The sequence below is a fragment of the Nocardia pneumoniae NBRC 100136 genome, assembly GCF_000308755.1.
Classification (GTDB): Bacteria; Actinomycetota; Actinomycetes; order Mycobacteriales; family Mycobacteriaceae; genus Nocardia; species Nocardia pneumoniae.
On sequence record NZ_BAGF01000070.1, the window covers coordinates 201,411 to 225,640 of the forward strand.

At 69.1% G+C, this 24,230-nt stretch carries 25 protein-coding genes; 12 read left to right on the top strand and 13 right to left on the bottom strand.

All coding sequences use genetic code 11. The features are described 5' to 3' along the window. Positions 1-3: 3 nt before the first annotated feature. From ON34_RS22975 to ON34_RS22985, 3 genes are all read right to left on the bottom strand, one after another. Positions 4-1,425, bottom strand: coding sequence for a S1C family serine protease (locus ON34_RS22975; protein WP_083889635.1), 1,422 nt, complete (start codon positions 1,423-1,425; stop codon positions 4-6). Between the two features lie 311 nt (positions 1,426-1,736). Then, positions 1,737-3,191 (bottom strand): HAMP domain-containing sensor histidine kinase, encoded by a 1,455-nt coding sequence (locus ON34_RS22980; RefSeq protein WP_040782725.1) that lies wholly within the window; start codon positions 3,189-3,191, stop codon positions 1,737-1,739. Positions 3,192-3,200: 9 nt separating this feature from the next. Beyond that, complete coding sequence (locus ON34_RS22985) at positions 3,201-3,887, bottom strand: response regulator transcription factor (RefSeq protein WP_040782726.1); 687 nt, start codon at positions 3,885-3,887, stop codon at positions 3,201-3,203. 227 nt (positions 3,888-4,114) lie between these two features. Between ON34_RS22985 and ON34_RS22990 the strand changes: the two genes are divergently transcribed. The 6 genes from ON34_RS22990 (at position 4,115) to ON34_RS23015 (ending at position 10,080) form a co-directional block, all read left to right on the top strand. Beyond that, the gene (locus tag ON34_RS22990) at positions 4,115-7,015 is read left to right on the top strand and encodes a sensor histidine kinase (RefSeq protein WP_245548152.1); all 2,901 of its coding nucleotides are present in this window, start codon (positions 4,115-4,117) and stop codon (positions 7,013-7,015) included. After that, a complete protein-coding gene (locus ON34_RS22995; protein ID WP_039801134.1) occupies positions 7,012-7,422 on the top strand; it encodes a roadblock/LC7 domain-containing protein in 411 nt (136 codons plus the stop codon). The genes ON34_RS22990 and ON34_RS22995 overlap by 4 nt, the downstream gene beginning before the upstream one ends. A 7-nt stretch (positions 7,423-7,429) precedes the next feature. Then, positions 7,430-7,801 carry a DUF742 domain-containing protein gene (locus ON34_RS23000; protein ID WP_040782732.1) on the top strand — a complete coding sequence of 124 codons (372 nt, stop codon included), beginning with the start codon at positions 7,430-7,432 and terminating at the stop codon, positions 7,799-7,801. 40 nt (positions 7,802-7,841) lie between these two features. Further along, positions 7,842-8,459, top strand: coding sequence for a GTP-binding protein (locus tag ON34_RS23005; RefSeq protein WP_051023006.1), 618 nt, complete (start codon positions 7,842-7,844; stop codon positions 8,457-8,459). Continuing rightward, positions 8,452-9,255 carry an MHYT domain-containing protein gene (locus tag ON34_RS23010; RefSeq protein ID WP_051022994.1) on the top strand — a complete coding sequence of 268 codons (804 nt, stop codon included), beginning with the start codon at positions 8,452-8,454 and terminating at the stop codon, positions 9,253-9,255. Before ON34_RS23005 ends, ON34_RS23010 begins: the two co-directional genes overlap by 8 nt. A 381-nt stretch (positions 9,256-9,636) precedes the next feature. Continuing rightward, complete coding sequence (locus tag ON34_RS23015) at positions 9,637-10,080, top strand: coiled-coil domain-containing protein (RefSeq protein ID WP_157172379.1); 444 nt, start codon at positions 9,637-9,639, stop codon at positions 10,078-10,080. Positions 10,081-10,840: 760 nt separating this feature from the next. On the opposite strand, the gene rpmF is transcribed toward ON34_RS23015, so the two are convergent. The 3 genes from rpmF to mrf are packed head-to-tail and all read right to left on the bottom strand — an operon-like array spanning position 10,841 to position 12,622. Further along, entirely contained in the window at positions 10,841-11,014 is a 174-nt protein-coding gene (rpmF, locus tag ON34_RS23020; RefSeq protein ID WP_040782737.1) for a 50S ribosomal protein L32, read from the bottom strand. A 1-nt stretch (position 11,015) separates the two neighbouring features. Beyond that, entirely contained in the window at positions 11,016-11,276 is a 261-nt protein-coding gene (locus ON34_RS23025; protein WP_040782738.1) for a type B 50S ribosomal protein L31, read from the bottom strand. Continuing rightward, on the bottom strand, positions 11,273-12,622 hold the full coding sequence (gene mrf / locus ON34_RS23030) for a ribosome hibernation factor-recruiting GTPase MRF (protein ID WP_245548153.1): 1,350 nt from the start codon (positions 12,620-12,622) through the stop codon (positions 11,273-11,275). Before mrf ends, ON34_RS23025 begins: the two co-directional genes overlap by 4 nt. Before the next feature lie 103 nt (positions 12,623-12,725). Between mrf and rpmB the strand changes: the two genes are divergently transcribed. From rpmB to ON34_RS23055, 5 genes are all read left to right on the top strand, one after another. Beyond that, positions 12,726-12,962, top strand: coding sequence for a 50S ribosomal protein L28 (gene rpmB, locus ON34_RS23035; protein ID WP_040782740.1), 237 nt, complete (start codon positions 12,726-12,728; stop codon positions 12,960-12,962). An 11-nt stretch (positions 12,963-12,973) separates the two neighbouring features. Continuing rightward, the gene (rpmG, locus tag ON34_RS23040) at positions 12,974-13,144 is read left to right on the top strand and encodes a 50S ribosomal protein L33 (RefSeq protein WP_019049259.1); all 171 of its coding nucleotides are present in this window, start codon (positions 12,974-12,976) and stop codon (positions 13,142-13,144) included. Between the two features lies 1 nt (position 13,145). Beyond that, positions 13,146-13,451: a 30S ribosomal protein S14 gene (gene rpsN / locus ON34_RS23045; protein WP_040782746.1), complete on the top strand. Its 306-nt coding sequence runs from the start codon at positions 13,146-13,148 to the stop codon at positions 13,449-13,451. A gap of 34 nt (positions 13,452-13,485) precedes the next feature. Further along, the gene (rpsR, locus tag ON34_RS23050) at positions 13,486-13,740 is read left to right on the top strand and encodes a 30S ribosomal protein S18 (protein ID WP_011211513.1); all 255 of its coding nucleotides are present in this window, start codon (positions 13,486-13,488) and stop codon (positions 13,738-13,740) included. 102 nt (positions 13,741-13,842) lie between these two features. Further along, the gene (locus tag ON34_RS23055; protein WP_040782751.1) at positions 13,843-14,304 is read left to right on the top strand and encodes a hypothetical protein; all 462 of its coding nucleotides are present in this window, start codon (positions 13,843-13,845) and stop codon (positions 14,302-14,304) included. A 60-nt stretch (positions 14,305-14,364) separates the two neighbouring features. Here the strand turns inward: ON34_RS23055 and purH are convergent, their stop codons facing one another. The 6 genes from purH to sucC form a co-directional block, all read right to left on the bottom strand. Beyond that, positions 14,365-15,933 carry a bifunctional phosphoribosylaminoimidazolecarboxamide formyltransferase/IMP cyclohydrolase gene (gene purH, locus ON34_RS23060; protein WP_040782754.1) on the bottom strand — a complete coding sequence of 523 codons (1,569 nt, stop codon included), beginning with the start codon at positions 15,931-15,933 and terminating at the stop codon, positions 14,365-14,367. After that, positions 15,930-16,592 (bottom strand): phosphoribosylglycinamide formyltransferase, encoded by a 663-nt coding sequence (gene purN / locus ON34_RS23065; RefSeq protein ID WP_373291973.1) that lies wholly within the window; start codon positions 16,590-16,592, stop codon positions 15,930-15,932. Before purN ends, purH begins: the two co-directional genes overlap by 4 nt. Before the next feature lie 53 nt (positions 16,593-16,645). After that, the gene (locus tag ON34_RS36230; protein ID WP_040782757.1) at positions 16,646-18,151 is read right to left on the bottom strand and encodes a cell division protein PerM; all 1,506 of its coding nucleotides are present in this window, start codon (positions 18,149-18,151) and stop codon (positions 16,646-16,648) included. A 96-nt stretch (positions 18,152-18,247) separates the two neighbouring features. Then, the gene (locus tag ON34_RS23075; protein ID WP_040782759.1) at positions 18,248-19,330 is read right to left on the bottom strand and encodes a DUF5336 domain-containing protein; all 1,083 of its coding nucleotides are present in this window, start codon (positions 19,328-19,330) and stop codon (positions 18,248-18,250) included. 441 nt (positions 19,331-19,771) lie between these two features. After that, positions 19,772-20,686: a succinate--CoA ligase subunit alpha gene (gene sucD / locus ON34_RS23080; protein ID WP_040782761.1), complete on the bottom strand. Its 915-nt coding sequence runs from the start codon at positions 20,684-20,686 to the stop codon at positions 19,772-19,774. A gap of 25 nt (positions 20,687-20,711) precedes the next feature. Beyond that, the gene (sucC, locus tag ON34_RS23085; protein ID WP_040782763.1) at positions 20,712-21,878 is read right to left on the bottom strand and encodes an ADP-forming succinate--CoA ligase subunit beta; all 1,167 of its coding nucleotides are present in this window, start codon (positions 21,876-21,878) and stop codon (positions 20,712-20,714) included. A gap of 539 nt (positions 21,879-22,417) precedes the next feature. Here sucC and ON34_RS33750 point away from each other — a divergent pair. After that, a complete protein-coding gene (locus tag ON34_RS33750) occupies positions 22,418-23,719 on the top strand; it encodes a M23 family metallopeptidase (protein WP_051022995.1) in 1,302 nt (433 codons plus the stop codon). Positions 23,720-23,798: 79 nt separating this feature from the next. Here the strand turns inward: ON34_RS33750 and ON34_RS23095 are convergent, their stop codons facing one another. Beyond that, positions 23,799-24,224, bottom strand: coding sequence for a hypothetical protein (locus ON34_RS23095; RefSeq protein ID WP_040782765.1), 426 nt, complete (start codon positions 24,222-24,224; stop codon positions 23,799-23,801). Between the last annotated feature and the right edge of the window lie 6 nt (positions 24,225-24,230).

Here is a 24,230-nt window from a genome sequence, read left to right on the forward strand (position 1 = left end):
GCATCATCGGCCGCCCTCCGCGGGCGCGCCGGACAGGGTCACCTCGACGGTCCTGGCGTTGTCGCCTTGGTCATCGGTGTAGGTCACTTTCACCTTGTCTCCTGGTTGATGAGACCGGACCGCGGCGACGAGCGCGTTTCCGGAATCGATCGGGCGGTCGTCGAGCTTCGTCACCACCGCACCCGGCGGAATGCCCGCCCGGGCGGCGGGGCCGTCCGGCGTCACGTCGCGCACCTTCGCGCCGGACACCTGCTGCGCCGGGTCCTGCTGGCGCGACACGGTGATCCCGATCTGGGCGTAGGTGGCTTTTCCGGTCTTGATGAGCTCGTCGGCGACCCGGCGCGCCTGATCGACCGGGATCGCGAAGCCGAGTCCGATCGAGCCCGTCTGCCCACCGACGGTCTCGGCGGGCCCGAGTGTCGCGATGGCGGTGTTGATGCCGATGAGCTTGCCGTTGCCGTCCACCAGAGCGCCACCCGAGTTGCCCGGATTGATCGCGGCGTCGGTCTGGATCGCGTCGATCACCGGGGTGACCGCCGGGCTCGGCTCGCTGCCGTTGCCCGAGGTTACGACGGGCCGGTTCAACGCCGACACGATGCCCGTGGTGACCGTGCCCGCCAGTCCGAGCGGCGAACCGATCGCGACGACCGGCTGGCCGACCTGCAGACTCGCCGAGGTGCCCAGCTCGATCGGCGTGAGCCCGCTGCGGCCGGACGCCTTGATGACGGCCAGGTCGGAGACCGGGTCGGCGCCGACCAGCGTCGCCGGTGCGCTGCTGCCGTCGGCGAACACGACCTCCATCTTGGCGTTCGGCCCGCCGCCCGCGGCCACGTGATTGTTGGTGAGAATGAGACCATCGGAGGACAGGATCACCCCGGAACCCTCGCCCTCGGCCCTGCTGCTGGCCACCTTGATCATGACCACACTCGGCAGGACCTTCTGCGCGACCGCCTGGGTGGATCCGGCCGGGGCGGTGGAGGCGTTGTCGATGTTCGGCTTCGGCGCGTCCAGGGCGTTCGTGACCGGGGCGCGTCCGTCATCGGTCCGGGTGACCAGCGCGCCGACCGCGCCGCCGACGCCGCCGCTGACCAAGGCGAGCGCGACCGCACCGGCGACAAGGCCGGTGCGGATCGGACGCCGGGGCGGCGTGCCATAGGCGCCGTCGTGCGGCTTGCCGTAGGGCGGGGCGTATCCCCCGAAGGCCTGAGTGGGATTGTGCGGGGGCGGGTACTGCGCCGACGGATGCTGCGGCCCCTGCGCGCCGTACCCGTGGACCTGCGCCTCTCCCGGCGCGAAGGGCCCGCCCTGCGGCGTACTCGCCGACCACGGCTCGGACGGCGCGCCGTGGATCTGCTGCGTCGGCTCCCGGTCCGCACCTGCACCGGCCGCCCCGGATTCCGGTCGGTCCTTCGAGTCCTCGGTCATCACTCCTCGTTTCCGCGCACGTCGTCACCTCGCTGGCGCTCGGCCCGCCGTGCGCATGGCGCGCTGTGTCCATGGTTCGCTCGCAAGCTCGCTCACGTGCCGACCAGGTTGGTCCGAGCGACTGAGAGCGGACTGAGACCGTGCTTTCAGTTTTCCGAGATGTCCCACCGAGACCAGCGTTAGAACCATTGACAAGGCGATGTCTCAAATCATGCGACAAACCCGATCAGTGCAATCTCGAATTATCGATCAATATTTCGCACAGAACTGACCATTGTGGTGGAAATAGACACCCATCGGGCGGTATTCCGTCAATCCGGCGCGGGAGCTCCCGGCTCACCCGGCAGCACGATGCGAACTACGGTGCCGCCGCGTTCGGAGGTATCGACGGCGATGGTGCCGCCGTGTTTTGTCACCACTTGCTTCACGATCGCCAGACCGAGGCCCGAACCCGGCATCGATCGGGACGAGGTGATCCGGTAGAAGCGCTCGAATACCAGCTCGCGCTCGGCCGCGGGAATTCCCGGCCCCGCGTCGTCGATGGACAGTTCCAGCAACCCCGGGCCGCTCTCCCGCATGGCGATGCGGACCTGTGCGCCCGCTGGGCTCCACTTGGCCGCGTTGTCCAGAACGTTGAGCACCGCGCGCTCCAGCCCCGCGTCGTGCCCGTAGACGAACCACGGCCGCAGATCCGCGACGAACTCGATACCCGCGCGGCGGCGGCGGGCCCGCTCCAGCGCGCGTTCCACCACTTCGCCGAGATCCACGCGCTCGTAGACCGTTTCCGGCGCGTCTTCCCGCGCGAGGTCGACCAGGTCGCCGACCAGTGTCGACAGTTCTTCGATCTGAGCCATGACGTCCGCGCGCAGCCCGGCCATGTCCTCGTCCGGTATCCGGGGCGCGCCCGGGCGGCTCGACGCGATGAGCAGCTCCATGTTGGTCCGCAGCGACGTCAGCGGCGTGCGCAATTCGTGCCCCGCGTCGGCGACCAGCCTGCGCTGCCGATCACGCGACTCGGCCAACGCGCGCAGCATCGTGTTGAAACTCTCGGTGAGCCTTGCCAGTTCGTCGTCGCCGGTCACCGGGATCGGCGTCAGATCGTCGGTGCGCGCGATGCGTTCGGTGGCCGCGGTGAGCCGGGCGATGGGTCGCAGTCCGGTCCGGCCCACCGCGGTGCCCGCCGCGGCGGCCAGCACCACGCCGCAACCGCCGACCACGAACAGCAGCCACGCGAGCCGGTCCAGCACCTCCCTGGTCCGGTCCAGTCGTTGCGAGATCACCAGCGTCGCACCGGAATTCGTGTGAACGGCCAGAACGCGCTGGTTGCCGACCGTGCGCAGCGAGGAACTGCGCTCCCCCTCCGCGACGTCCATCTCCTCCGCGCCGACCGGCGGGTCGGTCGACTGCGGTGGCGAATAGGGCTTGAGATCCGGATAGATCAACGCGATGCCCGTGTCGTCGTAGAAGGCCGAGGCGATCATCAGATTCTGGATGTTGAATCCGTACGGATTGCTGGCGATCACGGCGGTGGCGCGGCTGCGCAGCTGCGCGTCCACGTCGTCGTACAGCGCGCGCGCCACGAGGGCGTAGGCCGCGATCGACGTGACCGCCACCGCGATCGCCACCACGGAGGCCGCCAGCAGGGTCACTCGCCAGCGCAGCGAGACCGAGCGGGTCAGCGGCATCGGCGGACGCATGTCGGCGGTCTCGGGCGGTCGCTGGCCGAGTGCGGCGACGACGGGTCGCCTGGGAGGTGTCCGTGCCATGAAAGGGGCCTACGGGGGTGTTTCGCGTAGCACGTAGCCGACGCCGCGCACGGTGTGGATCAACCGCGGCTCGCCCTCGGCCTCGGTCTTGCGGCGCAGATAACCGATGTACACCTCGAGCGCGTTTCCCGAGGTTGGGAAATCGTACCCCCAGACCTCCTCGAGAATGCGACTGCGCGTCAGCACCCGGCGCGGGTTGGCCATCAGCATTTCCAGCAGTGAGAACTCGGTGCGGGTGAGGCTGATCGGGCGGGCGCCGCGGGAAACCTCGCGCGTCACCGGATCCAGCGACAGGTCGGCGAACTTCATCGCCTCCGATGCCTCACCCGGATCGGCGGCCGTGCGGCGCAGCAGCGCCCGCAGCCTGGCCAGCAGCTCCTCCAGCGCGAAGGGCTTCGGCAAATAGTCGTCCGCCCCGGCATCGAGCCCGGCAACCCGCTCGGACACCGAATCTCGCGCCGTGAGAACCAGAATCGGCAAATCATCGCCCGTGCTGCGCAGCCGACGGCAGACCTCGAGCCCGTCCAACCGGGGCATCATCACGTCCAGCACGAGCGCATCCGGTCGCTGGACGGTTGCCTTCTCCAGCGCGTCCACGCCATCCACCGCGAGATCGACGGAGTAGCCGTTGAAGGTGAGCGACCGGCGCAGCGATTCCCGGACCGCCCGATCGTCGTCGACTACCAGAATGCGCATGCCACCAGTTTGACCGCAGCGACTGAGAGGTAACTGAGAGGCCACCCCCGACACGCCGCGACGAGTCCGGCCGAAGCCTTCGGCGCGTCGCCCCGCTCCGACCCCGGGTGACCAGCGGGTTCCACGACCCTGCCGAGAAGTTGACGCGTCCTTAACGCATTCCACCGCGAAAGACGTTCTCTATAGCCATATTCGACAATTTGCGTACCGACTCCCCCGGATTGCCGATGACCACTCTGCACGGTATGTTCCGTGCGGTAAAAAGAAGACCTCTAGTTGGTTCTTTGCGGGTTGAATCAATACTGAACAGCCACGCGCAACCGAGGTCACTGGTGAAGCGGAGGCGACGGAAGCGGATGGAAGCTGCACCGCGGTCCTGGCAATTCAGCCTGTCGAACTGGTCGGTCACCCGCAAGGTCGGCGTGGTGCTCGTGCTTCCGGTGCTGCTGGCCACCGTCTTCGCCGTGCTCCGAATCAACAACGAACTGCGTACCATGACGCAGTTGGACGCGGCCACCGAACAAGCCATCATCATCCGTCCGATCGTCAAGTTCGGTACCGCCACCGAGCACCTCGGTGTCACCGCGACGGCCACCTGGGGCAACACCGCCGACCCGCAGACCGACGCGGCGCTGACGAAGTTCGACCAGGCGCTGGCCGAGCTGGAAGCGGCGCTGCAGAACACCAAGGCCAGCACCAGGGTCACCTCCGAGCTCGCCTCGGCCATCGCGACCGGCACCACGATGCGCAACAGCCTGCGCAACGGCTCGCCCGCGATGGTCGGCGAGCAGTCCGACGAGATCATGGTGCGCATCGGCAACGCGCTCGCGCTGTCACCCTCCGTGGACGACCTGGTGATCCAGCGGTACTTCCTGCAGCTGGCGTCGGTGCAGACCGCACGGCGCGTGCTCACCCAGCAGCGCATGCTGATCGGCTCCCCGGACGCGGGCCGCAACACCAGCGTGCGCCCGCGCGTGCTGGTCGCCGCGGGCGCCGAGATCACCATGATCTACCAGTACGCGCAGATCCTGCCGGACTACGCGGGAAATATGCGCCCGCTGCTGGACGCGGTGCAGACCCGCCTCGGCACGTTCAGCCAGAACGTCGCCGACCCGGCGACCAACCCGGCCGTCCTCGATTCGCTGCAGATCAGTTCGGACACCTACGAGAAGACCACCGCGCAGCTGATCGACACGATCGACGCCGCGCTGGCCGATCGAACCACCGAGGCGCAGATCGGCGCGCTGCGCGAGACGACGATCGTCATCGGCATGCTGCTTGCGGGCCTGGCGCTGGCCCTGTCGGTGGCGCGCACCCTGGTCGTCCCGGTCCGCAGGCTGCGGCGCGACGCGCTCGAGGTGGCGCACATCAAGCTGCCCGACGAGCTCGCCGTGGTGCGCGCCGGCGGCACCACACCGGAGATCACCCCGGTCGCCGTGCACACCACCGACGAGATCGGCCAGCTGGCCCGCGCCGTCGACGAGATCCACGAGCAGGCGCTCAACCTCGCCGCCGACCAGGCCCGGCTGCGCCTGCAGATCGGCAACATGTTCGAAACCCTCTCCCGCCGCAGCCAATCGCTGGTCGAGCAGCAGCTGGCACTGATCGAGGATCTCGAACACGACGAGGACGACACCGAGCGGCTGCAGAGCCTGTTCCGCCTCGACCACCTGGCCACCCGCATGCGCCGCAACGGCGACAACCTGCTGGTGCTCGCGGGCACCGCGCTGCGCCGCGGCCAGCTGCACCCGGTGCACCTGTCGGACATGCTCTGGAGCGCGGTCTCCCAGGTCGAGGACTACCAGCGGGTCGAGATCGGCACGGTGCCCGACGGCATCGTCGCGGGCGAGCCAGCGGTCGACATCGAGCACCTGCTCGCCGAGCTGATCGACAACGCGCTGCGCTACTCCCCGCCGACCACCCCCGTCACGGTGATGGTGTCGCGCGCGGTGGACGGCGGCTACCTGATCGAGATCACCGACCGCGGCCTCGGCATGTCCCTGGAAGACCTGCAGACGACCAACGACCGGCTGGCCTCCGGTGGTGAGGTCACCGTCGAGACGGCGCGCCGGATGGGTCTGTTCGTCGTCGGCAGGCTGGCCAAACGCCACACCATCACGGTCAGCCTGCGCCGCACCTCGACGATGGCGCAGCAGCCCGGCATCACCGCCAGCGTGCACCTGCCCGGCGCTCTGGTCGCGCCGCCGATGGACGCCACCGATCCGGCGGGCAAGCCCCTCGATCTCACCGCCGACCATCAGCTGCCGACGCTCGCCTCGTCGCCCACCGGAGCGCAGCCCCGCAATCTCGTACCGGTGCCGAGCCTGCCGCAGCGCGACGCCGCGCGCTTCGGCGTGACGAGTTCCGGGCTGCCCCAGCGTCGTCCGGCCATCCGGGTCGCCGATTCTCCCGACCAGCCCGCGGTCTCCGCGCCGGTCGGCCGCGCGGTCAATCCGGCGGACCAACCGCCCACCCAACCCTGGCCGGTGCTCGCTCCACGCACGGAGACCGATCGCCCCCCGACCGGTCCGTTCGGTCCGCTGCCGTCGGCCGGGAGCGAACAGTCCGGCGACGCCGAACAGCAGCCCGCGCCCACCGATCTGTGGACCGAGATCCAGGACGACGAGCCGGCCACCGGACCGAATCCGGTGGTGGCGAGGGACAGCGTCGCACCGCAGACCACCGCACGCTCGGGTCTTCCGATCCGCAAGCCGTCCACCGCACCCGCCGACCCACCGCAGGAGGTGGCACCCGAACCCGCGACGGTCACCTCATCCCGGCTGCAGCCGGTGGCCGGCGCCTCGCCCACCCCGATCTACCAACGCATGGTCTCGGAGTGGCTGGTCGAGCCCTCGACCGCGCAATCGTCGGACAGCACGTGGTCCTCGCCTGGTGACGCGGGCTGGCTGGCCGCCGAGGATGCCAGCCATCCGACGACCACCGCGCGCACCGCGGGCGGGCTGCCGATCCGCAGGCCGGGCGCCCAGCTGGTGCCCGGCGGCCTGGCGCCGGCGGAGGATGCCGGAACGCGTGACCCGGAAGAAATTCGCAACAACTTGACCAGGCATCTCAGTGGGGTCCGCAGCGGGCGGGCCAATGCGCAGTACAACGACGGAGGGCTTGCATGACCAACGCGAACAACAGCACCACGGACGAGAATCTGAACTGGCTGGTCGCCCGCTTCACCCGGGATGTGCCCGGCGTGTCCCACGCGGTACTGGTGTCGGCGGACGGCCTGCTGCAGGCCACCAGCCCGCATCTGCCCAGCGACCGCGCCGAGCAGCTCTCCGCCGTCACCGCCGGTCTGGCCAGCCTCTCCATGGGCGCGGCTTCCCTCTTCGACGGCGGCAAGGTGATGCAGTCCATCGTGGAGATGCAGCGCGGCTACCTGCTGGTGATGAGCGTCGGCAACGGCTCCCACCTGGCCGTGCTGGCGAACAAGTCGCACGACATCGGTCGCATCGGCTACGAGATGGCGCTGCTGGTCGATCGGGTGGGCTCGGTGGTCACCGCCACCGCCCGTACCGCCGTCTGAGTGTGAGATGTCCAACCCATACGGCCCCGGACCACGACCAACCACCCGCGTCCGGCCGTACGCCCTGACCTCCGGGCGTACCGAACCGGCGATCGACCTGCCGCTGGAGGCGGTCATCGAAACCTTGTCGTACACTGCACATCTCGACTGGCCGACCGGCGACATCCGCACCGAGATACTGCGACTCGGCACGCATCGGCTGTCGGTCGCGGAGATCGCGGCGCATCTGGACCGGCCACTGGGCATGGTGCGGGTGGTGATCGGCGACCTCGTCGTCGACGGCACCATGCGTGTGCATTCGACCCTGACCGAAGAGGCGAGCTATGACGAGCGACGTTCGCTGATGGAGAGGACATTGCGTGGACTCCGCGCCCTATAGGAATCTGGGGCCCAGTGGAAATCCCGGGCCAAGTGGGAATATCGGACCGGGCAGCGCCCCGGGGCCGGACGGCTTCGAGAACCGGGTCGCCTCGACGAAGATCGTCGTCGCCGGCGGCTTCGGCGCGGGCAAGACCACGTTCGTCGGTGCGGTGTCGGAGATCGTTCCGCTGCGCACCGAGGCGATGGTGACCCGTTACTCCGACGGCATCGACGATCTCGCCGAGACGCCGGAGAAGGAAACCACCACGGTGGCCATGGATTTCGGCCGGATCATCCTGCCCGGCAACCTGGTGCTCTATCTGTTCGGCACACCGGGCCAGCGACGGTTCTGGTTCATGTGGGACGACTTGATCCGCGGCGCGATCGGCGCCGTGGTGCTGATCGACACCAGGCGGCTGGAGGACAGCTTCGCCGCGGTCGACTTCTTCGAGGCGCGCAAGCTGCCGTTCCTGATCGCGGTGAATCGCTTCCCCGACGCGCCGCGCTTCCCGATCGCCGAGCTGCGCGAGGCGCTTTCGGTCCGCGAGGGTGTGCCGATCGTGGACATCGACGCCCGCAACGCGATCGAGGTGCGCCAGGCGCTGGCGGCGGTCACCGAGTACGCGATCGCCCAGCTGAAGGCGAGCGAACTGGAAGGAACCGCCCGGCATGCGTGAGGTCGCGACGCTGGCCGCCGCCGACGGCGCGTCCGTCGATCAGTTCGCACTCGGCTACTGGCTGGTGACGCTGACCTTGGGCGTCTCCGTGCTCGGCGCGGTCGTCGGCCTCGCGTGCCTGGTGCACAGCGCGCGCTCGGTTCAGTTCCGGCTCGTGTGGCTGATTTCCGCGTCCATCTCGCTCGGCGGCGTCGGGGCGTGGCTGGCCACATCGGTGGCCATGCTCGGCCTGCGCGTGCCGGGTAGCGCGATCCGTTACGACTCGGGCCGCCTGGTCGCGGCTCTGGTGGTGTCGATCGTGACGGTCCTGGCCGCGCTGCTGACCATCGGCCGCACACCGCGCCTGACGCTGCTGTTGCCCGGCGGGCTGGTTCTCGGCCTCGGTATCGCTCTCACGCACTACCTGGGCATCGGCTCGATCGCGATCCAGGGTTCGGTGCACGTGACGATCTGGCTGGCCGCCGTCTCCGCCGTGATCGGGGTGATCACCGCGACCGCGACGCTCTGGTCGTTCCAGACCGTGCGGTTCCCGCTGGCCCGCGCCGCGACGGTGCTGCTGTTCGGCGTCGGTGTGGCCGCGACGTACTACACCGCGCTGGCCGCACTGCATTTCGACGTGGACCGGTCGGCGAAGGTACCCGAGGGTGTGGAGTTGTTCGACTTCGTGTTCCCGATGTTCGTCATCGGCTTGCTGTCGCTGGCGGTCCCGATCTCCGCGGTGCTGATCGCTCCGGACCGCCGCGAATTCGCTAGCCCGCCGAAACCGCGCCGACCGAAGCTGCAGCCCGTCAGCTGACCCGCGGCAGCCCGGGCCGGCGAATCGCGCTGCGGTTGGTCCGGTTTCCGCGGCGGCGCTGGTCGACCGCCTGCTCGATTCGCGCTGAGCGTTGTCGGCGGGATTCGGCGATGACCCGTGAAGACCCGTCCGGTCGACTTACAGTGGGGGCCATGCGTTTCGGTCCTGGCTTCGCCACTGGAGGTCCAGCGCGCGCTGTGGAGTTCGATTTCGCGGTGCGAGCCGATGCCAGGGGCGCCTGCCCAGCGAGCTGCTCACCACCGCCGTAGCGTCGACACGCCGTGCGCCGGATGCGTTGCCCGGTGACGCTCGGCGGCACTGCGATGTGCGGCTGTGACCCCATCTCGGCCAGTGGATTTCTTCGAACGGGAGGATCCGGACGTGAATCCGGAACAAGAGGCAGTGCTGCGCGACATCCAGCTCCAGCTGCGCGGCCCGGGCTTGTCCGGCTGGCCGCAGCTGGGCAGCGACGCGGACGGCGAACATCGCACGCTGGTGGACGGTTTGGCCGCCGCGCTGACACGCATCGGCGAGTTGGAACACCAGTCCGCCGAATTGCGAACGCAAATAGTCGAATTGCGGACCGAGATCAGCGAACTGGAGGCGACGACAGCCGAGCTGACCGAGCAGGTGCGGCGGTTGGACGGGCCGCACCTGCCGTGGCCGCTCTCGCTGATCGAGGGTCCCGCCGCGCTGGTCGGTGAGCAGCTGGCGCGGTTGGAGGCGCTGCTTGCGGACTTGGCCGGGTTGCGCAGCCACGACGGCGCGGAGCGGCGAGAGGCCGACGGCGACACCGGTCCCGCGGAGCTGACCTCGAAAAACTGAGCCGCACACGGCCGCGACCGTGACGATGCGCAGATCCGCAGCGGGAGAAGGAAATAGGGAGAGCCGGATCGGCGAAACGCCGTTCAGATTGGCGATGAGCGGGTTCTCCTGGGAACCAGGAGAACCCGCCCTCGAGCACGAGGGTACCGCTGTCCGGCCGCGCGCGCATCATTTTCGGCAGACTTTTTCGTCGCCAAAAACCAACCGGCGGTATCGATTTCATGGCGTAGCTATTTGATCGCAACCGCGCCGGGCGCAATAGTGCGACGTGATGCAGTCCATACCGGTAGCTAGTTGATAGCTACAAGAGGTGTTGGTTCGTTACCAGGTCACGTGACCATTGGTTTTTCGGACAAGCGACCAGCAGCGCCGCGTTTGCCCGCTGTGAGAGCAAACGTTGAGCAGTAGCAAGCCGTCACTCGGAGTCCCACACCGAGGTTCGTCGAAGAAGTCCGTACGGCCGTCACTGTGGTGCTCGACACGACGCACGATCCCTCGCAAATCCTCGCGCCGACCAACCCTCATCTCGTGCGTGCTCGCCGAATCGCACGGGAAAGCAACTGCGACAGAGTGCGTTTGCCCTGGCGCAACGACTCAGGCCCGCCGCCGGTTCGAGCGCAGCGAGAGGCCGAGCATTCCCCGTTCGCGGCCCGGCTCGCGTCCGAGTGGCCGAGGCCTCCGTGACGAAAGCCAGCGGCGGTCACTCGAGCGCCAGCCACCAAGTGCCGCGAACACGCAGTGCCGCAGGCGCTGCCACGGATTACAGCCGATCGAGGTCTATCAGCCCGCGCCGCACGGCCGCGACCAGTCTGCGCGGCACCTGATGCACGACGCCCCCGACGGTGACCGGCACCAGGTCGACCGGTGCGGCCTTCCAGTTCGCCCTGCGGCTTCGAGTGTTCGATCGCGACATCTTCCGCTTCGGCACCGCCATGTCAGGCCTCCCCTCGGACGCGCTTGCCGTACTTGCGCTCGAACTTCTCCACTCGCCCCTGGGTGTCCAGCACGCGGTGCGCGCCGGTCCAGAACGGGTGCGAGTCGGCCGTCACGTCCACGGTCAGCAGCGGATACGTGTTGCCGTCACTCCACTCCACGGTGCGGGCGCTGGTGGCCGTGGAACGGGTGAGGAACCGCTTGCCTGTGCTGACGTCCTCGAAGACCACCGGGTGGTAGTCGGGATGGATTCCCTTTTTCATTTCGCCTCTCCTCTCGGGCTTTTCACGTCTTCGACCGCATGGGCGGCGTCGCCGTCCGAGCAGGGATCGGCGTGCCACTCCCCGAACGGGTCCTCCCACTGGGCCACCAGCTCGGGTGCGTGCTCGACCAGCCGCAGTTCCTCGTCCTCCACCAACGCCCAGTGCAGCGCCTCCCGGATCTCCGCCGGATCGGCGTCGTGCACGAGGATCGCCAGCGAGACGTCCCGGTCCCCGAAACGCTCGTCCCAGCGCAGGGCGGCCATCGCGCGGCGTTCCGGGTCGACCTCGGCCAGCTCGTCCGGGGACATCGCGGCCAGCCACCGCCCCGCGCCGCCCACCCGCAGGCCGCCGCCCGCCGATTCCAGCCAGACGACCTCGTCGGGCTGGGTCGCCAGCCACAGGCGGCCGCGCGCGGTCACCACGCCGTCGAACAGCACGTCGAGCGCCTCGTGCAGGCGGGCGGGATGGAATGGGCGTCCCGCGGCGAACTCCACGAGCACGACGCCGTAGTCGCTGGTCAAGGGCGGGGTGCCGCGCAGCAGCGGTGCGTGCGCGTCGAAGATCCGGCCGCGCCGCGAGTCGGCGGGTATACGCGCGAGCAGCGCTTCCACCCGGGCGGGCGTGAGTTCGCGCGGCTCGTCGATCCAGGCAACCGGCGCACCGGGGACCAGCCGCGCCAGCACCGCGGCGAGTTTTCCCCGATCGGCCCGCGCGTCGCCGAGCAGCGCCCCCTGGGCTTCGACAGCGCCGAGGACGATCACCGCGTCGGCGAAGTCGACCTGGCCGACCGCGACCTGCGCCACCGTGCGGTCGTCGTCGGCGCGGGTGAGGCCGCGTTCGGCGAGTGTCTCGTCCCCCGTCGCGTCGGCGAGCCAGGCCCCGGCGTCCAAGCAGGTGAGCACCGCGTCCACCCGCACGTCGCGACCGGCGGGGCCGTCAACGCGACCGTGCACGCCGGTGACCACGACGTGCTCGATGGCATGGCACACGGCTTCGGCCTCGAAGGCGGGATCGAGCGCGAGCACGATCCGGTCGACCGAATCACGCCGGGCGAGGGTGCACAGCAGCGGGAGCAGGTCCATCCGCAGCGTGCAGGAGACGCAGCCGTGCGCGAGCTCGAGCACGGCGGAGGTCTCCCCCGTCGCGGTGCGCACCGTGCGGTGCACGATGCCTTCGCGCAACTGGGCGAGGTCGTGGCGGACGACGACCGTGCCCGGCGCCGCGCCCAGCGCCGCGGCCGCGCGATCCACGCCCGCCGCGGCGAGTCCGGCGAAACCGGCGAGCACCACCACGGGCGTCCTCCGGTCGGACTCGGGTGGGAACAGGGTGGAATCCGCAGCAGCCACCAGGGAGCCCCTTTCGGTAACGATTTTCATTTGCCGTCGCACCACGGTACAGTCCCGGGCAGCCTTTGTCGAAAACGATTGTCATCTACTGGAGGGAGTCCGCATGTCGGCCCACTGCCAGGTCACCGGGCGCGCGCCCGGATTCGGCAAGTCCGTGTCGCACTCGCACAAGCGGACCAGCCGCCGCTGGAACCCCAACATCCAGCGCAAGACCTACTACCTGCCCAGCGAAGGCCGTCGCATCACGCTGACCGTCTCCGCCAAGGGCATCAAGACCATCGACCGGGACGGCATCGAGGCCGTGGTGGCCCGGATCCGGGCACGCGGCGACAAGATCTGAAGGAGCGACCCATGGCGTCGAAATCGACCGACATCCGCCCGATCGTCAAGCTGAAGTCCACCGCGGGCACCGGGTACACCTATGTGACGCGCAAGAACCGCCGCAACGACCCGGACCGCTTGGTGCTGCGCAAATACGATCCGGTCGTGCGCAAGCACGTCGACTTCCGCGAGGAGCGCTGAGATGGCCAAGAAGTCCAAGATCGCGCGCGACCAGCAGCGCAGGGCGATCGTGACGCGTTACGCCGCCCGCCGCGCCGAATTGAAGGAAATCATCCGGAAGCCGGGCACCTCGGACGCCGATCGGGCGGCCGCCCAGGCCGAACTGCGGCGGCAGCCGCGCGACGCGAGTCCGGTACGATTGCGCAATCGGGACGCCGCTGACGGACGACCGCGCGGTCATCTCCGGAAGTTCGGACTCTCCCGTGTGCGTGTGCGCGAGATGGCCCACCGGGGCGAGTTGCCCGGTGTGCACAAATCGAGCTGGTAGACAACCACTGATCTCCTGAGAAGGAACCCGTCATATGGCAGTCAAGCGAGCACCGTCGAAGAAGGTTCGCGCCGAGCAGGCCCGTCGCCCGAAGAAGAACCCGCTCATCGCCGCGGGTATCGAGACGGTCGACTACAAAGACGTGAACCTGCTGCGCACGTTCATCTCCGATCGCGGCAAGATTCGCAGCCGCCGGGTCACCGGGCTCACCCCGCAGCAGCAGCGCCAGGTCGCTGTCGCGGTGAAGAACGCCCGTGAGATGGCGCTGCTGCCGTTCACCAGCCGGTAGTCGGGCTTTCGCCGCGCGAGGGACCCCCGAGGAACTCGGGGGTCTTTGTCGTTCCCACACGAGGCCACCGATCGCGAAAGAGCTCGCGACTAGGGTTGCGGTATGGATCGGATATCGGCCGGACGCATGACCGCAGCTGTCGCCGTAGCGCTCGCCTGCCTCGCGACCACGAGTTGCGGCGACTCGAAAGACGCGGAGCCACAACCGAAAACGAGCACGACGCAGACCGCGGGGCCGAGCACACCGATCGAGGACCCGAAAGGTGACCAGGGGACGATACTCACCGCCGACCCGACCATCGTCGGCGCGCATCCGATCCCGTTCCGGTCCTGGACCAGGTTGGCGGACGACAGGATAGCGGTGAACTTCGAAACCGGGATCCCGGAGTGTTACGGCGTGGACGCCACGGTCACCGAAACCGATTCGACGGTGACGGTCGAACTGCGCTCGGGCACCCGCGCCGATGCGGTGGGCCGAATGTGCACGATGATCGCGGTTTTCGGCACGCTGGAGGTCCCGCTGAAAGCGCCGCTCGGCAACCGCGCGGTGCTCAGCGCGGTCTAGGGAACGGCGAAGGCCGCGCCGGACCTGGAGCCCGACGCGGCCTTTCGCTGCTGCCCTGCGTCAGTGGGCGAAGTGGCGCGCCCCGGTGAGGTACAGGGTGACACCCGCCTCGCGCGCGAGGTCGATGGTCTCCTGGTCGCGCACCGAGCCGCCGGGCTGGACGATGGCGCGGACACCGGCCTGGATGAGGGTCTGCGGTCCGTCCGGGAACGGGAAGTAGGCGTCGGAGGCGGCCACCGAGCCCTTGGCCCGGTCACCGGCTCGCTGCACCGCGAGGCCGACCGCGTCCACCCGGTTGACCTGGCCCATGCCGACGCCGACCGACGCGCCGTCGTGGGCGAGCAGGATCGCGTTGGACTTCACCGCACGGCAGGCGCGCCAGGCGAACGCCAGATCGGCCAGCGTCTGCGGGTCGGCGGCTTCGCCAGCGGCGAGGGTCCAGTTGGCGGGGTCGTCACCGGCGGCGTCGAGCACGTCGCGCTGCTGCAACAGCGCACCGCCGCTGATCGGGCGCAGTTCGGTGCCCGCGCGCCGCGGCGGCTCGGCGACGAGGATGCGCACGTTCTTCTTGCGCTGCAACACTTCCACGGCGCCGTCGGCGTAGGAGGGCGCGACGATCACCTCGGTGAAGATCTCCGCGACCTGCTCGGCCATCTCCACGGTGACCTCGCGGTTCGCGGCGATTACCCCGCCGAACGCGCTGACCGGGTCGCACGCGTGCGCCTTGCGGTGCGCCTCGGCGATGTCGGCGCCGAGCGCGATGCCACACGGGTTCGCGTGCTTGATGATCGCCACGGCCGGGTCGTCGTGGTCGAAGGCCGCTCGCCAGGCGGCGTCGGCGTCGACGTAGTTGTTGTACGACATCTCCTTGCCGTGCAACTGGCGTGCCTGCGCCAGCCCGAGGCTGCCGTCGCCGTTGGTGTACAGCGCGGCGGCCTGATGCGGGTTCTCGCCGTAGCGCAGCACCGCCGAGCGTTCCCAGGTGCCGCCCAGCCATGCGGGGAACCGGGTCGCCGCGTCGGCCTCGCCGTCGACGGCCAGCACGTTGGTCAGCCAGCTCGCCACCGCGACGTCGTAACTCGCGGTGTGCTGGAAAGCCTTTGCGGCCAAGGCGGCGCGCTCGGCCAGCGTGAAGCCGCCGGACGTCACCGCGGCCAGCACGTCGTCGTAGTCGCGGCTGTCGACCACCACCGCCACCGACGGATGATTCTTGGCCGCGGCGCGCACCATGGACGGCCCGCCGATATCGATCTGCTCGACGCACTCGTCGGGACTCGCCCCGCTCGCCACGGTCTGCGTGAACGGGTAGAGATTCACCACGACCAGCTGGAACGCCTCCACGCCGAGCTCGACCAGCTGATCGACGTGCTCCTGCTTGCGCGAGTCGGCCAGAATGCCCGCGTGCACGCGCGGATGCAGCGTCTTGACCCGGCCGTCGAGGGTCTCCGGGAACCCGGTCAGGTCCTCGACCTTGGTCACCGGGATGCCCGCGTCGGCGATCTTGCCCGCAGTGGACCCGGTCGAGACCAGCTCGATGCCCGCGGCGTGCAGACCGGTCGCCAGCTCGACGAGACCCGTCTTGTCGTAGACGCTCACCAGCGCCCTGCTGATCGGCTTGCGTTCACTCACCGGAGAACCTGCTCATCTGGGATAACTGCCTTTCGTCCGTCGGAGACAATGCCTCTCGTGGCGACGGCGGCGACAACCTCCGCCAGCAACCGTCGCTCGACAACCTTGATGCGCTCGTGCAGGGTGGCCTCGTCGTCATCGGGCAGCACCGCTACCGCCTCCTGCGCGAGGATCGGGCCGGTGTCCACGCCCTCGTCCACCAGATGCACCGTGCAGCCGGTGACCCGCGCTCCGTAGGCGAGCGCGTCGCGCACTCCGTGCGCGCCGGGAAACGCGGGCAGCAGCGCGGGGTGGGTGTTGATGATCCGGCCGCCGAACCGGTCCAGGAAGGCGGGGCCGAGCAGCTTCATGAAGCCCGCCGACACCACGAGATCCGGGTCGTAGGCCGCGACCGCGTCGGTGAACGCGGCATCCCAGGCGGCGCGGTCGGGAAAGTCCTTCAGCGCCAGCCGGAAATGCGGCACGCCCGCGGCGTCGGCGTGGCCGGTGGCGGCGCAGGTGCGGTCGACGCCGACGGCGACGATCTTCGCCGGATAGCCGGGAGCGGACGCGGCGTCCAACAGGGCGCGCAGCAGCGAGCCGGTGCCCGACGCCAGCACGACGACGGTGGCCGGCGCCGCTGCGGGCTTCCACGGGGCGTGCGAGGACGTCAGCGTAATACTCCTGCGATCGATCGGTATGGCGTACGGATGCGGCACCGCCGGGTTAGAGCCTAACGACCGTCCACCCGGTCACTGTCCGGCAGGTCCGTCTCGACCACCTCGGCGTCGAGGATGTCGGCCGGGTGGCCGCCATGGTGCGCATCGCCTGTCTCGATCGCGGGCGGTTCGTCGACGAGTTCGGCGTCGAGTGCGTCTTCCAGCTCCGGCCTGTCGTAGTCGAGGGAGCGATCGTCGCGGTAGTCGTAGTAGTCGTCGTCCGCGTAGTAGTCGTCGTGGTCGGAGTCGGCGTAGTAGTCGTCTTCGTCGTCGTAGTCGTCGTACGAATCGGTGTAGTCGGCAGGTGGGACGCCGAACGGCACGAGGAACCAGCGTGCGAACACCAGACCCGCGTAGCCGGGAATCGCGAGCCAGGCGAAGGTGACCAGCGTGAAGATCGGCAGATCCAGCCCGACCCGGCCGAACGTGCCGAGTTCACCGCCCGCCACCGCGCCGGCGACCGCCAACGCGAGCGACGCCAGCCCGGCAGAGCTGAGGGTCGCCCAGGGGCTGGTCATCTGGTCGGTGGAGGTACGGGCGCAATCGAGCCCGCCGAGCACGCCGACCGCGGCCGGGACGAGCAACAGCACCGGCCACCATCCCTGCGCGGGCCCCGTCGGTACCGCGGCGAGCAGTGGAAAGGCCGGGATCGGGCCGCCGACCACCGAGAACACGCTGAACGAGGCGGCGCCGATATGCGCGCTGGAGCCGACCAGCACACCGACCGCGTGCACCACCAGGTTCGGCAGGTACAGCAGCGCGAGCAGGGTCAGTCCGATCACGCCCACGGCATTGCCCGCCGCCTGGTAGGTGTCGTCGACCCGCGAGACGTGCGCGAGGAACGACACGACCACCACCGCGGTGGCGCAGCCCAGCAGGCGCAGGACCGACCGGCCCGCGCCGTACAGCCCGGAGACGGCCCAGTCGGGCACGGGCAGCAGCACGAACAGCAGTCGCCGGATACCGATGGCGATACCGGTGACGGCGGCCAGCAGGTACAGCACCGCGACCCACCCGAACGCGGCGAGGGTGTTCGGCGGTTGCAGCGCGATGACACCCGACGCGTCTTCGGCGACGGCGAGGCAGACCGACGTGACCAGTAGCGGGCCGCCTACCGCCGCGCCGACGACCCACCCGAGATCGGCCTTGGTGCAGTCCGGTTCCACGGCCCGGGCGCATTCCCGCCCGGCCAGCCAGACCAGGAGTGCGGTCGGCAGCAGCGGAAGCAGGCCGAGGGAGGTCTTGCCGATCACCAGGGGAACCTGGTGCGCGCCCAACCAGCTGGCGGCGACCGCACCCGAGGCGCCCGCGAGATCACTGCCCGAGGTCAGCAGCGTGCCGAGCACGAGGACGGCGAAAGTGGTCAGCCCGAATGCGGCGGGACGGGCCGCGACCGAGACGAGCACCCTGGATCGCTCCGGCGTCAGCGACAGAAACCCCGCCTCGTCCGCATCGGGGTGCGACTGCGGCGCGCGCGACGCGACGGTTCGCCGCGTCGAGGGGGTTCTGGGGGAGCTCATGGCTTTTCAGCGTGGCAGCTTCCCCAGCGCGAGCGGGTCAGGCGCGCCGGGGAAGGATCCGCCACACTGCCGTCGCGCCGGGGAGGCGGCGCGATGTTACTTGTTGTTGTCGTCCGAGGGGCGGAAGGCCTGGGTGGCGTCGGAGGACGGATCGCCACCCTGCTCGCCGCCGAACGGCTTGCTCGGCTGGCTGGGTTGACTCGGCTGGCTCGGCTGCTGTCCGAAGCCCTGCGAGCCGTAGGGCGACTGCTGGCCGGACGGCTGCCCGCCGAAGTGCTGGGTCACGCTCTCGTCCGGGCGCGGCTGCGCGCCGTAGGGCGATCCCTGTTGCGGGGACGCGCCGTAAGCCGTGGTGGGCTGGCTCTGCCCGTAGGGCGACTGCGGCTGGCCGTAGGGCTGTCCCTGCTGGCCCTGGCCCTGCTGCCCTTGGCCGTAGCTCGGCTGGCTCTGCCCGTAGGGCGAAGGCTGCTGCGACGGGAACTGGGGCGGGGCGGACTGGCCGTAGCCGGACTGCCCGTACGGCCCGCTCGGTCCGTAACCGGGCTGCCCCGGCTGCCCCCCGAAGGACTGCTGCGCCTGCCCGAACGACGGCGGCTGCTGGCCGTAACCGGCCGGGCCGAAACCACTCGGCGCGGCGGCCGGGCGCGGCGCGGGCGCCTTCACGATGCCCGCGTCGAACAGCGCAGCGGCGATCGCGACCGCGGTCTGCGCGAACGCGAGGACCAGCAGGATGTACGCGCCCACCTTCAGCTCGCTGCCGTCACCGAAGTTGAACGACTGGAACAGCAGCGCGATGAAGCCCGCGGTCGAGGCCGCGGCGGCAGCGCCGATCCAGTTCTGCTTCGGCAGCAACGACAGCCCGGCGAGCAGGCCGCCGAGCAGCAGCAGTCCGAGCAGCGGCGAGCCGGACGCCACCTCGAACAGGTTGGCCGTCTCCGGCTCGCTGACCCGCCTGCCGCCGAGATCGATCGGCTTGCTGCCGAGGAACGGCAGGAAGCCGAGCAGGAAGTTGATCACGCCGAGCGCCGCTACGCCGACCACCAGGAAGAACGGCAGACCTTTGGCATCGGAACCGGTAGCGCTCGAACCTGAACTGGCGCCACCCGCGGCCGGGCTCTGGCTGGATGGCGCTGAGGGCGAGGGTGTGTTGTACCCGGAGCCCCCGGTCGGGTATGACATGTCGTCGTCTCCTAAATCGAGTCGTTCATGGTCTTCACGGCTGGATTACTTCTGACGCTACTGCACTGCCCGGCCCAGGTCACCCTGCGCCAATTGCCAGGACGAGCGAATCCGCCCGGGTCCCGGCAGGTCGCCGCACGCTTCGGGAGACGTGTCCGACCGCAGCCTCTAGCGAGACCACCGACCGCCTACCTGACTGTTGCCCGCGGTGGCTGTTTTCACACTGCCCTGTTCTCGAGCACGGGGAATCCACAAGGCCGGTGAACCGATCGTCCCGCTGCCTCGTGTCATGAGAAGGAAAGTGCACGAGCCCGGAGACCATCGGTTCCACACGTGGCCGGTCAGGACGCTCGGCTGCTGCCCAAGCCTGAGCCCATCGGCCACACATGACGAAGGCCGCCCCCCGAATTCGGAGGCGGCCTTCGTGCGTGCTGGATCGGATCAGGCGCTGATGCTGGCCTTCTCCAGGATCTCGCGGGCCAGCGCGGCGGTCTCGGACGGCGTCTTGCCGACCTTCACGCCCGCGGCCTCCAGCGCGTCCTTCTTCGCCTGGGCGGTGCCCGACGAACCGGACACGATGGCGCCCGCGTGGCCCATCGTCTTGCCCTCGGGGGCGGTGAAGCCGGCCACGTAGCCGACGACCGGCTTGGTGACGTTGGCCTTGATGTAGGCCGCGGCCCGCTCTTCGGCGTCGCCGCCGATCTCGCCGATCATCACGATCAGCTTGGTCTCCGGGTCCTTCTCGAACGCCTCGATGGCGTCGATGTGGGTGGTGCCGATGACCGGGTCGCCGCCGATGCCGATGGAGGTCGAGAAGCCGAAGTCACGCAGCTCGTACATCATCTGGTAGGTCAGCGTGCCGGACTTCGAGACCAGGCCGATCGGGCCCTTGCCGGTGATGTTGGCCGGGGTGATGCCGACCAGCGACTCGCCGGGGGTGATGATGCCGGGGCAGTTCGGGCCGATAATCCGGGTCTTGGCGCCCTTCTCCACGTTGTAGGCCCACGCGTACGCCGTGTCCTGCACCGGGATGCCCTCGGTGATGACCACCAGCAGCGGGATCTCCGCGTCGATGGCCTCGATGATGGCGTCCTTGGCGAACTTCGGCGGCACGAACGCGATGGACACGTCGGCGCCGGTCTCCTTGATGGCCTCGGCGACGGTGCCGAACACCGGCAGCTCGACCGCGTTGCCGTCCTTGTCGGTGTGCGCGACGGTGGTGCCCGCCTTGCGCGCGTTCACACCGCCGACGATCTGGGTGCCCGCCTTCAGCATCAGGGCGGTGTGCTTGGTGCCCTCGCCGCCGGTGATGCCCTGGACGATGACCTTGGAGTCCTTGTTCAGGAAGATAGACATTCTTTTCGTCCTTACTCGGCCGTCGTTATCGGGCGGCTGCCAGTTCGGCGGCCTTGTCGGCGCCTTCGTCCATTGTCTGCGCCAGCGTCACCAGCGGGTGCGCGGCCTCGACGAGAATCTTGCGGCCCTCGTCGACCCGGTTGCCGTCGAGGCGGACCACCAGCGGCTTGTTCGCGTTGTCACCCAGGATCTCCAGCGCCTTCACGATGCCGTTGGCGACCGCGTCACAGGCGGTGATGCCGCCGAACACGTTGACGAACACGCTCTTGACCTGCTCGTCGTTCAGGATGACGTCCAGACCGGCGGCCATCACCTCGGCCGAGGCGCCACCGCCGATGTCCAGGAAGTTGGCGGGCTTCACGCCGCCGTGGTTCTCGCCCGCGTAGGCGACGACGTCCAGGGTCGACATGACCAGGCCCGCGCCGTTGCCGATGATGCCGACCTCGCCGTCGAGCTTGACGTAGTTGAGGTCGTTCTCCTTGGCCTTGAGCTCGAGCGGGTCGGTCGCGTCCTTGTCCGCGAACGCCTCGTGCTCGGGGTGGCGGAATCCGGCGTTCTCGTCGAGGGTGACCTTGCCGTCCAGCGCCAGGATCTCGTCCTGCGGGGTGCGCACCAGCGGGTTGACCTCCACCAGGGTGGCGTCCTCCGCGACGAACACCTCCCACAGCTTCTGGATGGTCACGGCCGCGGCGTCCAGCACGTCGGCGGGCAGGTGGCCCTGCTCGGCGATCGAGCGCGCGAACGCAAGGTCGACGCCCTTGACCGCGTCGACCGGAACCTTCGCCAGCCGCTCCGGCTTGGTCGCGGCGACCTCTTCGATCTCCATGCCGCCCTCGACCGAGCACATGGCCAGGTAGGTCCGGTTGGCCCGATCCAGCAGGAAGGAGATGTAGTACTCCTCCGCGATGTCCTTGGCCTCGGCGACGAGGATCTTCTTGGTGATGTGGCCCTTGATGTCCAGGCCGATGATGTTCTGCGCGTGCGTGAGCGCGTCGTCCGGGGTGGCGGCGTACTTGACGCCACCCGCCTTGCCGCGGCCACCGGCCTTGACCTGGGCCTTGATCATCACCGGCTTGCCGATTTCCGCCGCGATCGCGCGGGCGTCCTCGGCCGTGTCCGTGACGCGGCCCTCGGACGAAGGCACTCCGTGCTTAACGAAGAGCTCCTTCGCCTGATATTCGAAGAGATCCATGTACTCACCGTCTCGTCTGCGTTGTGATGACAACGTCTTTGTTGGCGGCCCGACGTCGGAAGCGGGTCGGGTCGGACTTTAACCAGTCACATGGAGGGCCAATCGGCCACGTACATCCTAAGTGGCGCAGGTCACGGACCGATGCCGCGCACCGGTAAAACCGCTGGCCAACACTACTGACGAGTAGGTCGCTGGCGACACGCCAGGTAGAGCCACGGAACCCGGAAGCGGGCGGCCTTCTACTACAACTTGTCGTCGACGAATCTCTCCGTCTTGCCCATATCGCGGTGAGATATTCGCCGCGCCAGAAGTGATCAATCTCACATGTTTGTTACGGAATGTCCTCAGCGCTTGTGGGGGTGCAATCGTTTCGTTACCGTCATTGCGGTCGATGTCACAACACGGTCACGACTAGGAGGACGGCAAGCTTTGACGCAGCACAGCGCTCCGCAGCCGGAGAGCCGCTCCGCATACGACCGATCGACGCCGCTGACCAGCGGATATTCGAGTTTTTCCCGCTTCACGATGTGGCACCGCGCATGAACCACCGCTCCACCTTCGCCTCCGATGATCGTCTGGGATCCGGACATCGTTACCGCCAGGACGACGAGTCCTTCGGCGCGGCGAGCCAGTACCCGGGCACCCAGATCGACGGATACGGAGACCCCCGGTACGGCGCGCCCGCGCCGTACGACTACCACGCGGCCGCGAGCCAGGATCCCGGTTTCGCCACCGATCACGCGTCGTTCGAGCCGCCGGTTCACGACGCGGGCTACGACCACGCGGCGTACGACCCCGCGGCGTACGACCCCGCGGCCTACCAGAGCACGGGCTACGACGAGCCCTGGGCCACGAACAACACCTGGTCCCAACAGGATTGGTCGCAGCAGGACTCGTGGTCCGACGGTGGCGCGTGGAACTCCGGCGACGCGTGGGCCGAAGAGCAGCCATGGGCGCCGGAAGCGAAGGAATGGGAGGACACCGGCTGCTGGGCCCCGGAGGAATCCTGGGCGTCGGAGACCGCCGAACCCGAGGGGACCGAAACCGGGACCGGCCTCCCGGCCGTGCCGACCGTGATCCCCGCCCGCCGCGCCGCGAACAAGCGCGGTGGCGCCCACCGGGTGCCCGCACCGCCCGCCGCCCTCAAGGGCCGCGCCGCGGTTGCCGCCGTCGCCGCGGGTGCGGTCGTCGCCGCCGGACAGGCCGCGTTCGCCGCGCCCGAGCAGCCGTCGCAGGCCGTCGACTACGAAGCCGCGGGGCAGATTCACGAGATCACCGCTCAGTCGATGAACGTGGCCGACCCCGGCGCCTCGACGGAATCACCACAGGTGCTGGCCGTTTCGTCGCCCGCCAACCTGGAGCAGTTCAACGACATCCTGCAGAAGGGCCAGAAGTACGCGGAGGATCTCGCCGCCCAGGAGGCCGCGAAACTCCGCCCCCTGTTCACCAAGTTCTTCGCCGCGGGCACCTTCACCTCCGGCTTCGGCGCCCGATGGGGCGTGCAGCACCTCGGCATCGACATCGCGGGCCCGATCGGCACCCCGATCTACGCCGTCGCCGACGGCACCGTGATCGAGGCCGGCCCCGCCGCGGGGTTCGGCATGTGGGTTCGCCTGCTGCACGACGACGGCACCGTCACCATCTACGGTCACATCGACACCGCTACGGTGTCGCAGGGCCAGCGCGTGCTGGCCGGTGACCAGATCGCCACGATCGGCAATCGCGGGTTCTCCACGGGACCGCACTGCCACTTCGAGGTCTGGTTGAACGGCGTCGACAAGGTGGACCCGGTCCCCTGGCTGGCCACCCGCGGCATCAGCCTCGGCCCGATGCGCGACTGAGCGACCCGCCCCACCGCACTGCGGACCCGAACACGGGTTTCGCGGTCAGTGCTGTCCGAATCGCCTGCGACGCGGACTTCTACGGCGCGGCGGCGATCGCGAGCCCGAGCAACGCGACCACTTTGGCGACCTCCAAGCCGATGTACCAGTAGTGGGCGTGCGAACGCGGCAGGTTCTCCCCTGCCAGAACGCGGTCGGCGCGGCGGGTCAGCGGCGGGCGCACCACCAGAATCTGGATGCCGAGCAGCGCCACGGCGACGCCGAGCCAGGACCAGGTGGCCGGACCGGGCGCGACGATCAGCGCGGCGACCACCAGCAGCGTGGCGAGCGCGGCCTCGACGATGTTCAACGCGCGAAACACCAAGCGGCCGATGCCGAGACCGAGCGGAAGCGTCACGCCGGGTGCGCGGAACTTCAACGGCGCTTCCAGGAACGAGATGGCCAGCACCATGCCCAGCCACAGCATGGGCAGAAACCACAGGAGGTGCTGCGCGACCGTGTCCATGCCGCG

Excerpts from the sequence above, each read along its gene's own strand:
- ON34_RS22975 (WP_083889635.1), bottom strand. The coding sequence starts at position 1,425 with ATGACCGAGGACTCGAAGGACCGACCGGAATCCGGGGCGGCCGGTGCA.
- ON34_RS22980 (WP_040782725.1), bottom strand. The coding sequence starts at position 3,191 with ATGGCACGGACACCTCCCAGGCGACCCGTCGTCGCCGCACTCGGCCAG.
- ON34_RS22985 (WP_040782726.1), bottom strand. The coding sequence starts at position 3,887 with ATGCGCATTCTGGTAGTCGACGACGATCGGGCGGTCCGGGAATCGCTG.
- ON34_RS22990 (WP_245548152.1), top strand. The coding sequence starts at position 4,115 with ATGACCACTCTGCACGGTATGTTCCGTGCGGTAAAAAGAAGACCTCTA.
- ON34_RS22995 (WP_039801134.1), top strand. The coding sequence starts at position 7,012 with ATGACCAACGCGAACAACAGCACCACGGACGAGAATCTGAACTGGCTG.
- ON34_RS23000 (WP_040782732.1), top strand. The coding sequence starts at position 7,430 with ATGTCCAACCCATACGGCCCCGGACCACGACCAACCACCCGCGTCCGG.
- ON34_RS23010 (WP_051022994.1), top strand. The coding sequence starts at position 8,452 with ATGCGTGAGGTCGCGACGCTGGCCGCCGCCGACGGCGCGTCCGTCGAT.
- rpmF (WP_040782737.1), bottom strand. The coding sequence starts at position 11,014 with ATGGCGGTGCCGAAGCGGAAGATGTCGCGATCGAACACTCGAAGCCGC.
- ON34_RS23025 (WP_040782738.1), bottom strand. The coding sequence starts at position 11,276 with ATGAAAAAGGGAATCCATCCCGACTACCACCCGGTGGTCTTCGAGGAC.
- rpmB (WP_040782740.1), top strand. The coding sequence starts at position 12,726 with ATGTCGGCCCACTGCCAGGTCACCGGGCGCGCGCCCGGATTCGGCAAG.
- rpmG (WP_019049259.1), top strand. The coding sequence starts at position 12,974 with ATGGCGTCGAAATCGACCGACATCCGCCCGATCGTCAAGCTGAAGTCC.
- rpsN (WP_040782746.1), top strand. The coding sequence starts at position 13,146 with ATGGCCAAGAAGTCCAAGATCGCGCGCGACCAGCAGCGCAGGGCGATC.
- rpsR (WP_011211513.1), top strand. The coding sequence starts at position 13,486 with ATGGCAGTCAAGCGAGCACCGTCGAAGAAGGTTCGCGCCGAGCAGGCC.
- ON34_RS23055 (WP_040782751.1), top strand. The coding sequence starts at position 13,843 with ATGGATCGGATATCGGCCGGACGCATGACCGCAGCTGTCGCCGTAGCG.
- ON34_RS36230 (WP_040782757.1), bottom strand. The coding sequence starts at position 18,151 with ATGAGCTCCCCCAGAACCCCCTCGACGCGGCGAACCGTCGCGTCGCGC.
- ON34_RS23075 (WP_040782759.1), bottom strand. The coding sequence starts at position 19,330 with ATGTCATACCCGACCGGGGGCTCCGGGTACAACACACCCTCGCCCTCA.
- sucD (WP_040782761.1), bottom strand. The coding sequence starts at position 20,686 with ATGTCTATCTTCCTGAACAAGGACTCCAAGGTCATCGTCCAGGGCATC.
- sucC (WP_040782763.1), bottom strand. The coding sequence starts at position 21,878 with ATGGATCTCTTCGAATATCAGGCGAAGGAGCTCTTCGTTAAGCACGGA.
- ON34_RS33750 (WP_051022995.1), top strand. The coding sequence starts at position 22,418 with ATGAACCACCGCTCCACCTTCGCCTCCGATGATCGTCTGGGATCCGGA.
- ON34_RS23095 (WP_040782765.1), bottom strand. The coding sequence starts at position 24,224 with ATGGACACGGTCGCGCAGCACCTCCTGTGGTTTCTGCCCATGCTGTGG.